This is a genomic window from Actinocatenispora rupis (assembly GCF_016861975.1).
Lineage (GTDB): Bacteria > Actinomycetota > Actinomycetes > Mycobacteriales > Micromonosporaceae > Actinocatenispora > Actinocatenispora rupis.
Genome location: NZ_BOMB01000018.1, coordinates 1 through 13,715 on the forward strand (window position 1 = coordinate 1; position 13,715 = coordinate 13,715).

Here is a 13,715-nt window from a genome sequence, read left to right on the forward strand (position 1 = left end):
CGTCGCCGTCGCCGTCGCCGTCGCCGTCGCCGTCGCCGTCGCCGTCGCCGTCGCCGTCGCCGTCGCCGTCGCCGTCGCCGTCGCCATCACCTGCGGAGGCACGTCCGCCCGCTGACGCTCGTCGCCGCGCCTGCACGGGCGTGGCCCGGAAACGATCCGCGATGAGGAGGATGTTCGGAAACCGCTTCTGACCCCTGCGGACCGGCACGTCGGACTCTTCGCCGGCCCCGTGACGCAGCTGCGTTTCGGTGCGCAGCGGGGCCACGGCGCCGTGTCACCCCATCGCGACCCGCGATCCCTTTGGTAGCAACCGAAGCGGCGCGATCGGCGGTTGCGTCGACCGGGGTGTTGCGGGTGGCCGCGCCGGCGCTAGTCGGCGAGGAGGACGAGCTTGCCGCGGGCGTGGCCGGTCTCGCCGTCCGCGTGTGCGACCGCGGCGTCGACCAGCCGGTACGTGGTGACCGGCAGCCGTACCTCGCCGGCGGCGGCCAGCGCGGCGACGTCCGCGAGTACGGCGGGGAGGTCGTCGGGTTCGTCGGACAGGAACCGGGCGCCGAGCTGTTGCGCGGTGGTGTCGGCGAGGCTGACGACCCGGTCGGCCCGGCCGACGAGGCCGATGAGATCGGGCAGCGAGCCGTGGCCGGCGGCGTCCAGCGCGGCGTCCACGCCCTGGGGCGCGAGCGCGGCGACGCGCCGGGCAAGTCCGTGGCCGTACCGGATCGGTTGCGCGCCAAGGGAACGCAGGTGCGCGTGGTTCGGTTCGCTGGCGGTACCGATGACCCGGACGCCGGCCCGTCGCGCCAGCTGTACGGCGAGGGTGCCGACTCCGCCGGCGGCGCCGTCGATGACGAGCGTCTCGCCCGCGGTGACCGCGACGGCGGCGAGCGCGTGGCGCGCGGTGGTCGCGGCGACCGGCAGCGCGGCGGCCACCTCCCAGGACAGGTCGGCGGGCTTGGCGGCGATCCGCTCGGCGCGCGCGATCGCTTGCTGCGCATAGCTTCCGGACTGCGCCTTGCCGAACACCTCGTCCCCGACTCGGATTCCGTCGACCCCCGCACCGAGGGCGTCGACCACGCCGGCGACGTCCGTGCCGGGCACGTACGGCAGCTCGACGGGCAGCCACTCCGCGAGCGCGCCGGCCCGCAGTTTCCGGTCGAGCGGGTTCACGCCCGCGGCGCGTACCCGGAGGCGCACCTGCCCGGGGCCCGGTGCGTTTGCCGTCCTCGTGGCGACGCGGAGCACGTCCGGGCCGCCGTAACGGGCAAAGGCCATCACCTGGTACTCGTCGGGCATCGCGACCCACCGTTCTCGTTGCGCGGCGGGCGGTCCCGGGAGTCCCGGTCATTTCGAACCGCTGGTTCGTTTCGTCGCGGCTAGGATACGAACCGACGGTTCGGATAGCAAGGCGGGGAGCACGATGCCAACCAGACAGGAACGCGCGGACGCGGTACGCAACCGGGCCGCGATCCTCGCCGCCGCGGCCGACCTGTTCGACCGCGCCGACGCCACCACCGTGTCCGTCCAAGAGATCGCACGGTCCGCCGGCGTCAGCAAGGCCGCCGTGTTCCGCCACTTCGGCGACCGGTCCGGTCTGATCCAGCACATCCTCGAACCGCGCGCCGCCGCCCTGCGCGACGCCGTGACCGACGGCCCGCCCCCGCTCGGCCCCGGCGCGCCGCCCGCCGCCGCGCTCACCGCGTACCTCGACGCGTTGCTGGACTTCGTGTACCGCAACCGGGTGCTCATCCGAGCCTTCGAGTACCTCGGGCCGGACGCGTACTACACCAACGCGGCCAGCCGGTTCTGGATCGCGGAACTCGGCCGCCGCCTCGCCGCCGTCGACCCGCACCGCGACGCCGACTACCTCGCGCACGCGGTGTTCACCGCGCTGCGCGCGGACGTACTCGACTACCTGCACACCGTGCCCGGCATGACCCGACCACGGATCCGCACCGGCCTGCACACCCTGGCCACCGGCGCACCCCCGCCGGACGACCGTACGCCCCGGCGCCGTGCCCGCCGCACGTCCGCCGACTGACCGCGCCTCCGGAACCGCCGTGGTCCGGCGCTCGTCTGCCCGCTGACCGCGCCGCCCGGCGCCGTGCCCGCCACTCGTCCGCCGAATGACCACGCCGCCCGGCGCACGTCTGCCAACGACCACGCTGCTCGGCGCCGTGCCCGGCGCTCGTTCGTCCGCTGACCGCACCGCTCGGCGCCGCGCCCGGCGCTCGTTCGCCGACTGACCGCGCCGCCGGAACCGGCGCGGTCGGCCAAGTGCGTCGGCCTGCCGATCGCCTTACGGCGCAAGCGAAAGCGCCTTCTCGTACCATCGGCAGCCGACCGGGAACGTGCCAGTCGCGGTCTCGGCGGCGTGGTGGAGCGGGGCCGCGTCGTGCCATCGTTTGCGCTCGTCGAACGGTCCGGGCGTCGCCGACGGCGACGGCGAGCCACGCGGTCCGTCACCGCGCGGCGACCACGTGCTCGTACCACGGGGCGACCATGTGCTTGCCGTGCCGCGGCAGCGCGTCCGCCACACCGGTGCCGCGCGCGCCGGTGCAGTACATCCGCTCGATCTCGTCGTCGTGCAGGACGGCGAACCCGGTCAGCCGCAGGCCGTCGGCCGCGACCGTCGTCCGACCGACGCGCAGCGGCACCCGCAGCCGGAAGTCGGCCAGCCCGCGGTGTGCATGCGGCGCGTCCGGTACGTGCCCGAGATACCCGTCGTGCCACACCCGCGCGACGGCCTCGCTCCGCCCGGTGGTCGTGGTACCAGAGGCTCGCGGCGCACGGGCACGTCCTCCTCGCGCGCCGGCCGCAGCGCGGTGCCAACCCCATGTCCCTGCACCCGGCCTCGTTCGCCGGTACGGCCGGGATCGTGGCCACCGGGTACGACACGCCGTCAGGGCTTGTAGTAGCCGTCCATGAGGCGGGTGGCCCAGGCGGGCTGGCGTACGGTGTCGGTCGGCGCGAACTCGATCAGGTACGGCTTGATGTCCAACACCGGCGTGCCGTCCAGCGCGTCCAGGTCGGCCACGTGCAGATCGCGGCCGTCGACGGCGAGCAGCCGGCACACGGAGACGCCGAGCCGGTTGGGCCGGAACGGTCCGCGGTGCGCGAACACGCCCAGCAGCGGGCCGTCCGGGCTCTTGCGGGGCGGGCGCGGCTGGCTCTGCGCGTCCTTCTCGTCCAGCCGGTCGAACTGGAACACGATCTCCAGGTGCGTGAACTCCTCCAGCCCCTGCAGCGCCGACGGGTCGAAGCGGTCGTCCAGCCGGATCACGGCCTGCACGTCGTACCAGTTGTCCTCGTACATCTCGGGTCGGACGCCGACGACGCGGGCGACGGAGCTGAGGTCGATGCGCTGCGACTCGGTCACCTCGGCAGGCTATCGGCGCCGGTGGCCCCGCCGGGGTGTATCGCCGGGTGGCGCTCACCACCCGGCGCCGAGCGCGGCCCGAAGCCTTTCCGCGTACGGCCACCGCCGCTCACCCGGGGACGAACCGCTCGTACGGCGTGCTGCCGTGGAGGTCGTCGCCGACGTACCGCGGGAAGACGTGCACGTGGTGGTGCCACACGTCCTGGTCGCCGGCCGGCTCGTTGTGCTGGCGGGTCGAGACGCCGTCGCAGCCGTAGCTGTCGCGCATCGCGACCGCCACCCGGCGGACGACGTCGTGCACCGCGTGCCCGTACCGGTCGGGCAGGTCGTAGAGGTTCTCGTGGTGCGCGGTCGGAACCACCAGCACGTGCCCGTGGTTGTTCGGCCACCACCGCGGCGCGATGAGCGCCGCCGCGTCCGCGGTGCGCAGCACGATGTCCCGCTGCGTGTTCGCCTCGTCGTCGATCCCGGCGAGCACGCGGCAGAACGGGCACCGGTAGCCGTCCGGCTCATGGTTGAACACGACACCACCTCCCGCCGGCACGACGGTACCCGCACCGCGGCGGGTCGTCGGCGTGGCGACGCGCGCCTCGCCGTACACGCCGGAAACCCTTGCGGCCGTGGGCATCCGGTCCGCTACGATCTCGGGGCTGTCCGCGATGCCGGGGCGGGAGCGGCCACCCGGTCGCGTCGGTGGGGATCTCGCGAGGTGCGGTGACGGGGGAGTACGCGGGGGACAGGATGGACGACCTCCGGGTCGCGCTCGACGCGGCCGACCGGGCGGCGGAACTCGCGCTCGCGCACCACGCAGCGGGTGTGACGGCGACGCCGAAGGCCGACGGCAGCCCGGTGACCGAGGCCGACCGGGCGGTCGAGCGCCTGCTCCGGGAGACGCTGTCCGCGGCGCGCCCCGGCGACGCGTACCTTGGCGAGGAGTTCGGTGCGTCCGGCGGGTCCGACCGGGTCTGGATCCTCGACCCCATCGACGGCACCGGCTACTTCAGCCGCGGTGACCCGAACTGGCGGATCCAGATCGCCCTTGATGTACGGGGAACCACGGAGGTCGCGGTCGTCGTCGCGCCGGCGCTGCGCCGGTGCTGGTGGGCGGCGCGGGGCGGCGGTGCGTTCGAGTCCGCCTGGCCGCGGGACGACAGCGCGCGCCGGTTGGCCGTCAGTACGACCGCGACGTTCGCCGACGCCGTCTTCGACGCGCTGGACGACGCGTCCAGGGCACGGTTCCCACCGGCGGCGGCGTGCACACCGGTGAGCCCGCTCCCGCTGGTCGAACTCGTCCGCGGCGAGATCGACGCGTTCCTCGCCGAGCGCTACCACACGTGGGACCACGCCCCCTGGATACTCCTCGTCGAGGAGGCGGGCGGTCGCTTCACCGACCGTACCGGCGGGCACGCGAGCGACCGCGGCGGCGGCCTCTACTCCAACGCCGCCCTGCACGACCAGCTCCGTACGGCCCTGCACTACCCGTGACCGCCGTGGTCGGGCGACGGTCTCGGCAGTCGGTACCGGACGCGCCCCGCCGCCCTCCGTGACAGGCCCGTGCCCGGTGCCCATGACCTCCGCGTACCAGCTGCACGACGAGTGGGTGGCGGAGACTGCCAACCGGACCGTGGCCGGCGTGGTACCCGACGGACCCGGCGGCCACCGCGACCCTCAGGGCGTCCAGGGTCGGAGCTTGGCGGGGTTGAGCACCGCCCAGATCCGGCCGATACGGCCGTCGCGGACGTCGAACGCGTACACCGCGACGGTGGCGCCGTCGAGCCGGGCCGCGAGACCGGGCTGCCCGTTGACGGTGCACTCCCGGATGGCGAGCGCACCGGGGCGCGTGCGTTCGGCGAAGAAGCGCGCGATCTGCTCGGCGCCCTGGACCGGGTGGAGGGTGGCCGTGACGACGCCGCCGCCGTCACCGACCGCGGTGGCGCCGGGATCGAGCAGGCCGACGAGCGTGGCGATGTCCCCGGCCTCCCACGCCTGCTTGAAGTCCCGGACGAGGCGGGCCTGCTGCGCGGTCGGGGTCGCGGGTGTCCGCGCGGCGTCGATGCGGCGGCGGGCCGAGGTGGCCAGTTGCCGGCAGGCCGCCGGAGTACGGCCGACGATGTCGGCGATCTCGGCGAACGGGTAGCGGAAGACGTCGTGCAGGATGAACGCGACGCGTTCGGCCGGCGTCATGGCGTCGAGTACGACGAGGAACGCCATGGTGACGGACTCGTCGAGCGTGATGCGGTCGGCCGGGTCCGCGCCGTCCGGGGAGCCGCCGGGCCACTCGCCACGCGCCGGCAGCGGCTCGGGGATCCAGGCGCCCGTGTACCTTTCGCGCCGCGCCCGCGCGGAGCCGAGTACGTCGAGGCAGATGCGGCTGGCGACCTTCGTCAGCCACGCGGCGGGGTTCGTGACGGCGTCCCGCCGCTCCGCGGACATGGCGTACCAGCGCGCGTACGTCTCCTGGACGACGTCCTCGGCCTCGGCCAGCGACCCCAGCATCCGGTACGCGAGGTTCGTCAGGTGGCGTCGCTCGGCCATGATCTCGCGCAGCCCCGGGTCGAGTGGGCCGCCGTCCGGTCGGGATGTGCTGGTCATGGTGTCGTCGCTCCTGCCTTGTCGGTCCTGACCGGCCCGACGAGGTAGCGCGCCGATCCGTGAGGTCGTGCGCGGCGCCGTGCCCGACCTCCGGTGCTCGTCCGACCTCCGGTGCATTGTCCGGCCGATCCGACCCCGATGCGACGGGCACCTCACACCGGCCCGGGGATTCGTTCCGGTTGCGAGGCCGGAATCCGCGCGGTCGCCTCACATCCGGGCGGCGTCCCTCGTCGTACCCGGGCAACGGGAACCGAGCAGTACCGGAGGACGACCGTGCACGTCGCCGTCAGCCGGCGCCACATCCTGCCCGGTTACGCCGGTCCCGTCCCGGGCCGGGAACCCCGACGGTGCCTCGCATGTGGCCGGTGACGTGAGCCGGGACGCGGCGCGGTACCAGGCACGGCGGGTCGTCGAGGTGGCGGCGGCGTTGAAGTCCGGCCGTGCCGCCTGACATTCCGGCGGGCCGCATCGTCGACGTGGCCGACCGGACAGTTGCCGTACCGGACCGCGGTGCGGCACGTACCCCTGAATGGAGAAACCCGTGGACACCAACGAATCCGAGGTCCGCGACCTGATCCGGCGCCGGTGCGAGGCCGCGCAGGCGAAGGACATCGACCGGCTCATGTCGTACTACTCGCCCGGCATCGTCTACTTCGACGTCGTGCCCCCGCTGCGGTTCACCGGTACGGCGGAGGTGCGCGCCAACTTCCTGCGCTGGTTCGCCGGGTACGAGGGGCTCATCAGCCTGGACACGCACGACCTGACCGTCGCGGTGCACGGCGACCTCGCCGTCGCGAGCATGCTCCACCTCGACTCCGGTACGCGGAAGGGCGGGCTGCAGTCGGCGATCTGGGTCCGCGAGACCAGTTGGTACCAGCGGTCGAACGGCGCGTGGCTGGTCACGCACGAACACATCTCGGTGCCGATCGACCCGGCGAGCCTCCGGGCGTGGATCCCGGCGGACAAGGACCAGCCGGCCTGACCCCGGTCAGTCGATGGTGTGGCCGCCGTTGACCGTGATCCGTTGCCCTGTCACGAATCCGGCCTCGCCCGACGCGAGGTACGACACGGCCGCGGCGACGTCGTCCGGCGTACCGAGCCGGCCCATCGGTACGTCGGCGCGGTAGCGGGCGAGGTCCTCGTCGGGCGTGCCGGCGTGCCGTTCGACGGGGATCCAGCCCGGGGCGACCAGGTTGACGGTGATGCCGGCCGGGCCCAGTTCGCGGGCCCAGGACCGGGTCAGGCCGAGCTGCGCGCCCTTGGCCGCCACGTACGCGGACATGCCGGGCAGGGCGCGCTCGAACATGTCCGAGCCGATCTGGATGACGCGGCCGAAGCCGAGCCGCGTCATCCCGGGCAGCGCCGCGCGTACCAGCAGGGTGGGGCTCTTGACGAAGAAACGCAACTGGTCGAGGTGGTCCTGCCAGTCCAGGCTCTCCACCGGTACGGCCGGCTGCGGCCCGGTCGCGTTGGCGACCAGTACGGTGACGGGGCCGAGCCGGTCGGTGACGCGGTCCATCAGGTCGGCGACGGACGCCTCGTCGGTGACGTCCGCCGCGAACGCCTCCGCCGTACCGGATGCGCGCCGGATGTCGGCGACGACGCCGTCGGCGAGGTCGGCGCCGGAGCGGTAGTTGACGGCGACCGGCCACCCGTCGGCGGCGAGCCGGCGGGCGATGGTCGCGCCGAGCCCGCGCGACGCGCCGGTGACGAGGGCGACGCCCGGTGAGTTCATGCGATTCTCCTCGTTCGACGGGACAGCACCAGCAGGACCGCCAGCAGTACGGCGGGGAGCACGAAGCCGACGCGCAGGCTCACCGCGGCGCCGACGACGGCGAGCACGAGCGGCGCGGTGACGACCGCGGTACCGGAGCCGAGGGCGCCGAGCGCGGCGGACCGGCCGGCGGACAGCTGCGGCGTTTCGGTCAACCGGGCCAGACTCACCGGGTACAACACCGCGATGCCGAGCCCGGCGAGCGCCAGCCCGGCCGCGACCGCGAGTACGGCCTGGGGCAGGCACACCATCGCGGTACCGGTGCCCGCGGTCAGGCACGCGGCCGCCACGGTGTGCGGGGACCGGGCGAGGCGCGACGCGGCGAGGCGGCCGGCGGCCATCCCGGCCGGGAACGCGACGCTCAGCGCCGCCGCGGTCGCCGCGGACACGCCGGTGTCCTGCAACCGCGCCGCACCCCAGATCGTGAAACAGAACTCGGCCGACACGGCCAGCACGATGCACCACCAGCGTGCCGCGACCTGCCGGCGCTGCGGACGGGCCGACCGTGGCGGCGCCTCGACCGGCGCGGACCTTCGCGCGACCGGCCACACCGCCACCAGTACCAGGAACGGCACCGGTACGAGCAGCGCCAGCCCGCCGTGCGGTCCGCCCCGCTCCACCGCGGCCACCAGTACGGGGGCGGCGATCCCGGCGGCGCTCGACGCGCCCGTGACCCGGGCGAGCCGCGCCGCCGCCCCGGAACCGCGCAGCAGAGCCGGTGTGGCCAGTACGATCCCGGCACCGCCGACGCCGATCAGCAACGCGCCGACCGCGGCGAGCGGCACCGAACCCGCCAGTGCCGCGCAGGTGGCGCCGACGGCGAGCGCCGCGCTGGCCGCGCGCAGTACGCGGTAGGGGTGGCGGCCGTGCGTCAGCAGCCCCGCCACGGCGACGAGGACGAGCCCGCCACCGAACGTGGACGACAGCCAGCCGAGTTCCTGCCGCGGTCGGTGCAGCTCGTCGGCCAGCACCAGCACGTACGGGCCGAGGCTGGCGAGCAGGAAACCCAGGCTCGCCTGCGCCACCCCGACCGGTAGCTCCGCGGTCGTGGGCGCGCGCCGGGTGGTCGCCGTCGTCACGCCGTCCGCCCGGGTACGCCCGCTGTGCGGGTGGGCGCCGTGCCCGCCCGGGCGAACGCGTCGACGCCGTTTCGTACCGACAGCACCTGCACCAGCCTCGCGGGTAGATTAAACTCGTCCTACGAGCATAATCGGGGAGGGGCGCCATGTCACCTGGCATCGGCCCGTCCGGTACGCCACCGCGACGGGGACAGTCGGCGCGCTGGCGTGGCGCTCTCGACCTGTTGCGACTGGTACGCCGCGAACCGGGCATCACCCGTACGGCGGCGGCGCGGGCGTTGCGGCTCAGCAGCGGTTCGGCGACCGACATCGCCGCTCGGCTCCGGGACCTGGACCTCGTCGAGGAGTCGCCGGTGACGCCCACCGGCCGCGGCCGGCCGACCACCGCGCTGGGCGCGCACCCCGCCGGTCCCGTCGTCGTCGCGGTCGACATCCGCCACGAGGACTACGAGGTCGCCGTCGTCGACCTGGCCGGCACGGTCGTCCGTACCGAACGGGACCGCCACCCGGGCGACGACCCGGGCTGGTTGCTCGGGCGGCTGCGGACCTCGCTCGACCGGATCCGCCGCCGCTACCGGCACCGGCTGCGTGCCGTCTCGATCGCGGCGGCCGGCACGATCAGCCACGGCCGGTTCGTCCAGGCCAGCACCCTGAACTGGTACGACATCGACCTCGACGCCCTGCAACCCCGCCGTACGCGGCTGCCGATGCTGGTCGGCAACGACGCCACCCTCGCCGGTGTCGCCGAGGCACGCCGCCACGGCTCCCGCACCACCTTGTACCTGACGGTGGAGGTCGGCGTGGGCGGCATCCTCGTCGACGAAGGCGCGCCCGTCACCGGTGCGACGGGTGCCGGCGGCGAGTTCGGGCACCTGCCGTTCGGTGACCCGGCGCTCGCCTGCCCGTGCGGCGCGTACGGTTGCTGGGATCTCGACGTCGACGGACGTGCCATGGCCCGGTACCGCGGCGACCCGCCACCGCGCGATCCACGCAGCTACGCGGGTACCACGATCGGATTGGCGGCGGGGGATCCGGACGCGGCGGCCGCCGTGGAACGCTGCGCCACCGCGCTCGGCCGCGGCATCGCCGGACTCGTCAACGCGCTCGACCCGGACAGTGTCGTACTCGGTGGGCTCGCGGGGCCGGTCCGGAGGCTCGCCGAACCCGCCCTGACCGCGAGCTACACGTCCGGGCTGATGGCGTTCCGGCGCGCGGCACCGCCGCCGCTGCGTACCGCGGTGCTGGGGGACCGGGCGTCGATCCTGGGCGCCGCCGACGTGGCGTTCGACGCGTTCCTGACCGACGCCGGGCTCACCGACTGGGCCAACCGCTAGCCGCGCGTTCCCTTGCGCGCCAACCGATCTGCCGCCTGGTTGCCGTCGCGACGGGTCATCAGCGACGCACGCGTGGCGGAACAGGTCCGGGACGGCGTGCCGGCGCCGGGCGAGAAGTCAAAGCTTTTCTTGACACCTCGACATCCCAAAATTATCTTTGACACATGGAGATCGGCGCACCGAAGGCGATCCGGGCACTGGCCCACCCGTTGCGGTTGGACCTGCTCGACCTGCTGGGCGCGATCGGCCCGGCGACGGCGGCCCGCTGCGGCCGGCTCCTCGACGTACCGCAGGCGAACTGTTCGTTCCATCTGCGCCAGCTCGCCCGGTACGGGTTCGTCGAGGACGCCGGGCCCGGCGACGACCGGCGCGAACGGCGGTGGCGGATCCCCACCCCGGCGCCGACGGTTCGGGTCACCGCGGACAGCGACGCGGCCGCCGGCCGGCAGCTCGAACGCATCGTGGTGGAGCGGGAGGTGCGGGCCATCCTGGACCACGCCGACCGCCGCGACGACGAGCCGGCCGACTGGGCGCACCGGCCGGGCATCGTGACCGCCGTGGTCCCGATGTCCGCCGCCGACGCCGCCGAGCTGGAGGACAAGTGGACGGAGCTGCTGGCGCCGTACGTCGCCAGGGCCGAGGCCGCCGGTCACCGGCTCCAGCCCGGACAGCGCCGCGTCCGGTACTTCATGGCGGCCACCCCGATGGCCGACCTCGACCTCAAGGACGACGATGGCTCCGAGCACTGACGGCCTGATCGACTTCGCGACCGCCGCGCCCGTCCCGGGTTCGCTCGACGTGCGGTGGATTCACGGCACCCGCTCCGCCCGTGCCACCGAGCCGAGGATCCAGGTCCACCGGTACGACGAGCACACGGTGGTCCTGCGGCAGAGCAAGGCGGTCAACTACGAGGCGCCGTTCCTCTTCCTGCTGTTCGGCAACGACCGGGCAGTGCTGCTGGACAGCGGCGCGACCGCCGAGCCGGACCTCTTTCCCTTGCGTACCACGGTGGACGGGCTGGTGGAGGAGTGGCTGGCCGCGCACCCGCGTACCGGGTACGAGCTGGTCGTCGCGCACACGCACGCGCACCACGACCACGTCGCCGGCGACGCTCAGTTCGCCGACCGGCCGGCGACCACGATCGTGGGTACCGACGTGGACGCGGTGCGCGCGTTCTACGGGTTCGGTGACGGCTGGCCGGCGCACGCCGTCACGTACGACCTGGGTGGTCGGGTGCTCGACGTGCTCGCCTCGCCCGGCCACCACGAGTCGGCGATCACCGTGTACGACCCGTGGACCGGCTTCCTGCTCACCGGCGACACCGTACTGCCGGGCCGGTTGTACGCGGCGGACTTCCCGGCGTTCCGTGCGTCGCTGGACCGAATGGTCGCGTTCGTCACCACGCACCCGGTCACGCACGTACTCGGCTGCCACGTGGAGATGACCGACCGGCCCGGCCGCGACTACCCGATCGGCGCCGCGTACCAGCCGCGCGAGCACGTACCGCAGCTGTCGGTCGCGGACCTGGTCGCGATCCGGGACGCGGCGGAGTCGGTCGCCGACCGGCGCGGCGTCCACCGGTACGACGACTTCATCATCTACCACGAGCCGCGCCCGGCCGACATGCGCCGGCTGCTGTTCCGGGGGAACCTGCACCAGGTGCTGCGCACGGTGTTCCGGCGCTGACGCCCGCGCTCAGCCGAGGAGGCGGCCGACCGCGACGACGGCGGCGAGTACCAGCAGGAGTACGTTGGCGGGCAACGGTTTCCGCTCGCCGCGGACCAGGTGCACGCGGAGCGCGCCGAGCTGGACGACGACGAGACCGACCGCGGCCGTCGGGGTGAGCGCCGGCGCGATCCCGGTCAGCCACGGCAGAACCAGGCCCAGCGCGCCGAGTACCTCGACCAGGCCAACCGCCTTCACCGCGGCGTCCGACGCGTCCCGCATCCAGTCCAGGTGCCCGGACGCGACGAGCCGTTCGCGTGACCGTACGAGCTTGAGCCCGCCCGCGGCGAGATAGACCAGCGCGAGCAGGCCCTGCACGATCCACAGTGCGATGTCCACCGAACTCTCCGATCCTGAGAGGTCCTCACAGAAAGGACTGTCGGCGCCTGGCGGACTCAGGACGACGCTGCCGACGTTGTCGGCACAGTCGCATACAACACCGGTATGCGACTGCACCTCCGCCTTGGCAGCCCCGCCCTGAGCCTCACCAGCCATCCGACGCCTTCCTGTGAGGACCTCTTACTCGTCGTGCGTAGCCTGATGGTCTGTGCGTACGGGGGCGGCTGCAAAAGGCACACCGGTGTATGTGTCCAGGAAAGGGGCCTCGGGTATGGCCAAGGTCACGCGGAAGGCGGCCGGACCGCCGCGGATCCGCGACGGCGGCGCGGTCCGGGAGGTACTCGACCGGATCGGCGACAAGTGGAGCCTGCTGGTGGTCGGCACCCTGCGCGGCGGGCCGATGCGCTTCGGTGAGCTGGAGAAGGCCATCGCCGGCATCTCGCAACGGATGCTCACCCTGACCCTCAAACACCTCGTCGAGGACGGGCTCGTCACGCGCACCGCGTACGCGGAGGTGCCGCCGCGCGTCGAGTACGAGGTGACGGAGTTGGGTCGGTCGCTGGTGCCGCTGGTGATGGCGCTCGCCGAGTGGGCGATGGCCAACCACGAACAGATCGACGCCCACCGCAGGAAGGGGAGCGCCTGATGGCCCGGACCAAGGGCGACCACGACGCCCGGCGCCGCGAGGCGTCCGAGGCGGTCTGGCGGGTACTCGACGCGCACGGGTTCGGTGGCCTGACGCTGCGTGCGGTCGCCGCCGAACTGGGCGCCACCACCGGCCTGCTGACGCACTACTTCCCGACCAAGCGCGACCTCGTCGCGCACGCGCTCGACCTGCTCGAACAGCGCACCGCCGACCGTCCCCGCGAGGTCGCCGCGGACGGGTCGGACGCGTTGCGCGGCACCCTGCTCGCCGTACTGCCGCTCACCACCGAGGCGGCGACGAGCAACCGGATCTGGGTCTCCTCCTGGGATCCCGCGCTCGCCGACCCCGGACTCAGCCGCGACCACGCCCGCCGGTACGGCCGGAGTCGCGACAAGCTGCGCGATCTGGTGGCCGCCGCCCAGGAACGCGGCGAGATCCGCGCCGGCGACCCGGCGGACATCGCCGCCGGCGCCGAGTCGTTCGTGCTCGGCCTCGTCGTTCAGGCGCTGTTCGACCCGGCCGCGTTCCCGGCCCGCCGGCAGGTCGCCCTCCTCGACGACTACCTGCGCACCCTGTCGCCCTGACGTACGTCAGCGCACGTGGCCGGCCCCGTGACGACGTACTTGGTGCTGGTCAGTTCCGGCAGTCCCATCGGGCCGCGGGCGTGCAGCTTCTGCGTGGAGATGCCGATCTCCGCGCCGAACCCGAACTCCGCGCCGTCGACGAACCAGGTCGACGCGTTGACGAGGACGGCGGCCGCGTCGACCCGCGCCACGAACGTACGGGCGGCGGACTGGGACTCGGTGACGATGGCTTCGGAGTGGCCGGAGGAGTACCGGCGGATGTGGCC

The 13,715-nt window shown here is 73.7% G+C and carries 16 protein-coding genes and 1 pseudogene; 8 read left to right on the top strand and 9 right to left on the bottom strand.

The window, feature by feature from the left end:
- Window positions 1-369: 369 nt before the first annotated feature.
- Window positions 370-1,293, bottom strand: a complete 924-nt coding sequence (locus Aru02nite_RS16055; RefSeq protein ID WP_203658338.1) for an NADP-dependent oxidoreductase — start codon at window positions 1,291-1,293, stop codon at window positions 370-372.
- A gap of 124 nt (window positions 1,294-1,417) precedes the next feature.
- Between Aru02nite_RS16055 and Aru02nite_RS16060 the strand changes: the two genes are divergently transcribed.
- Window positions 1,418-2,038, top strand: coding sequence for a TetR/AcrR family transcriptional regulator (locus Aru02nite_RS16060; RefSeq protein ID WP_203658339.1), 621 nt, complete (start codon window positions 1,418-1,420; stop codon window positions 2,036-2,038).
- 421 nt (window positions 2,039-2,459) lie between these two features.
- Here the strand turns inward: Aru02nite_RS16060 and Aru02nite_RS16065 are convergent, their stop codons facing one another.
- The 3 genes from Aru02nite_RS16065 to Aru02nite_RS16075 form a co-directional block, all read right to left on the bottom strand.
- Window positions 2,460-2,732, bottom strand: a complete 273-nt coding sequence (locus Aru02nite_RS16065; RefSeq protein WP_203658340.1) for a hypothetical protein — start codon at window positions 2,730-2,732, stop codon at window positions 2,460-2,462.
- A 167-nt stretch (window positions 2,733-2,899) separates the two neighbouring features.
- Window positions 2,900-3,376: an SAM-dependent methyltransferase gene (locus Aru02nite_RS16070; RefSeq protein WP_239076724.1), complete on the bottom strand. Its 477-nt coding sequence runs from the start codon at window positions 3,374-3,376 to the stop codon at window positions 2,900-2,902.
- 109 nt (window positions 3,377-3,485) lie between these two features.
- Window positions 3,486-4,004 carry an HIT family protein gene (locus tag Aru02nite_RS16075; protein WP_203658341.1) on the bottom strand — a complete coding sequence of 173 codons (519 nt, stop codon included), beginning with the start codon at window positions 4,002-4,004 and terminating at the stop codon, window positions 3,486-3,488.
- 65 nt (window positions 4,005-4,069) lie between these two features.
- On the opposite strand from Aru02nite_RS16075, the gene Aru02nite_RS16080 reads away from it, so the two are divergent.
- Complete coding sequence (locus Aru02nite_RS16080; protein WP_203658342.1) at window positions 4,070-4,861, top strand: inositol monophosphatase family protein; 792 nt, start codon at window positions 4,070-4,072, stop codon at window positions 4,859-4,861.
- A 183-nt stretch (window positions 4,862-5,044) separates the two neighbouring features.
- Here the strand turns inward: Aru02nite_RS16080 and sigJ are convergent, their stop codons facing one another.
- Window positions 5,045-5,968 carry an RNA polymerase sigma factor SigJ gene (gene sigJ, locus Aru02nite_RS16085; protein ID WP_239076725.1) on the bottom strand — a complete coding sequence of 308 codons (924 nt, stop codon included), beginning with the start codon at window positions 5,966-5,968 and terminating at the stop codon, window positions 5,045-5,047.
- A gap of 541 nt (window positions 5,969-6,509) precedes the next feature.
- Here sigJ and Aru02nite_RS16090 point away from each other — a divergent pair.
- Window positions 6,510-6,950 (top strand): YybH family protein, encoded by a 441-nt coding sequence (locus tag Aru02nite_RS16090; RefSeq protein WP_203658343.1) that lies wholly within the window; start codon window positions 6,510-6,512, stop codon window positions 6,948-6,950.
- Window positions 6,951-6,956: 6 nt separating this feature from the next.
- On the opposite strand, the gene Aru02nite_RS16095 is transcribed toward Aru02nite_RS16090, so the two are convergent.
- A complete protein-coding gene (locus Aru02nite_RS16095) occupies window positions 6,957-7,703 on the bottom strand; it encodes an SDR family oxidoreductase (protein ID WP_203658344.1) in 747 nt (248 codons plus the stop codon).
- Entirely contained in the window at window positions 7,700-8,821 is a 1,122-nt protein-coding gene (locus Aru02nite_RS16100) for a hypothetical protein (protein WP_203658345.1), read from the bottom strand. The genes Aru02nite_RS16095 and Aru02nite_RS16100 overlap by 4 nt, the downstream gene beginning before the upstream one ends.
- A gap of 146 nt (window positions 8,822-8,967) precedes the next feature.
- On the opposite strand from Aru02nite_RS16100, the gene Aru02nite_RS16105 reads away from it, so the two are divergent.
- The 3 genes from Aru02nite_RS16105 to Aru02nite_RS16115 all read left to right on the top strand — a co-directional run bounded on the left by Aru02nite_RS16105 (window position 8,968) and on the right by Aru02nite_RS16115 (window position 11,841).
- Window positions 8,968-10,155 (top strand): ROK family transcriptional regulator, encoded by a 1,188-nt coding sequence (locus Aru02nite_RS16105; protein WP_203658346.1) that lies wholly within the window; start codon window positions 8,968-8,970, stop codon window positions 10,153-10,155.
- Window positions 10,156-10,319: 164 nt separating this feature from the next.
- Window positions 10,320-10,904: a winged helix-turn-helix domain-containing protein gene (locus Aru02nite_RS16110; protein ID WP_203658347.1), complete on the top strand. Its 585-nt coding sequence runs from the start codon at window positions 10,320-10,322 to the stop codon at window positions 10,902-10,904.
- Window positions 10,888-11,841 carry an MBL fold metallo-hydrolase gene (locus Aru02nite_RS16115; protein WP_203658348.1) on the top strand — a complete coding sequence of 318 codons (954 nt, stop codon included), beginning with the start codon at window positions 10,888-10,890 and terminating at the stop codon, window positions 11,839-11,841. Before Aru02nite_RS16110 ends, Aru02nite_RS16115 begins: the two co-directional genes overlap by 17 nt.
- Window positions 11,842-11,850: 9 nt before the next feature.
- Here Aru02nite_RS16115 and Aru02nite_RS16120 read toward each other — a convergent pair whose 3' ends face one another.
- A complete protein-coding gene (locus Aru02nite_RS16120) occupies window positions 11,851-12,219 on the bottom strand; it encodes a DoxX family protein (RefSeq protein ID WP_203658349.1) in 369 nt (122 codons plus the stop codon).
- 271 nt (window positions 12,220-12,490) lie between these two features.
- On the opposite strand from Aru02nite_RS16120, the gene Aru02nite_RS16125 reads away from it, so the two are divergent.
- Together Aru02nite_RS16125 and Aru02nite_RS16130 are read left to right on the top strand one after the other, a co-directional pair.
- A complete protein-coding gene (locus tag Aru02nite_RS16125; RefSeq protein WP_203658350.1) occupies window positions 12,491-12,865 on the top strand; it encodes a winged helix-turn-helix transcriptional regulator in 375 nt (124 codons plus the stop codon).
- Entirely contained in the window at window positions 12,865-13,449 is a 585-nt protein-coding gene (locus Aru02nite_RS16130; RefSeq protein WP_203658351.1) for a TetR/AcrR family transcriptional regulator, read from the top strand. The genes Aru02nite_RS16125 and Aru02nite_RS16130 overlap by 1 nt, the downstream gene beginning before the upstream one ends.
- Here Aru02nite_RS16130 and Aru02nite_RS16135 read toward each other — a convergent pair.
- Window positions 13,425-13,715, bottom strand: a pseudogene (locus tag Aru02nite_RS16135) (hypothetical protein); the annotation flags it as partial. The gene Aru02nite_RS16130 and the pseudogene Aru02nite_RS16135 sit on opposite strands and share 25 nt — an antisense overlap.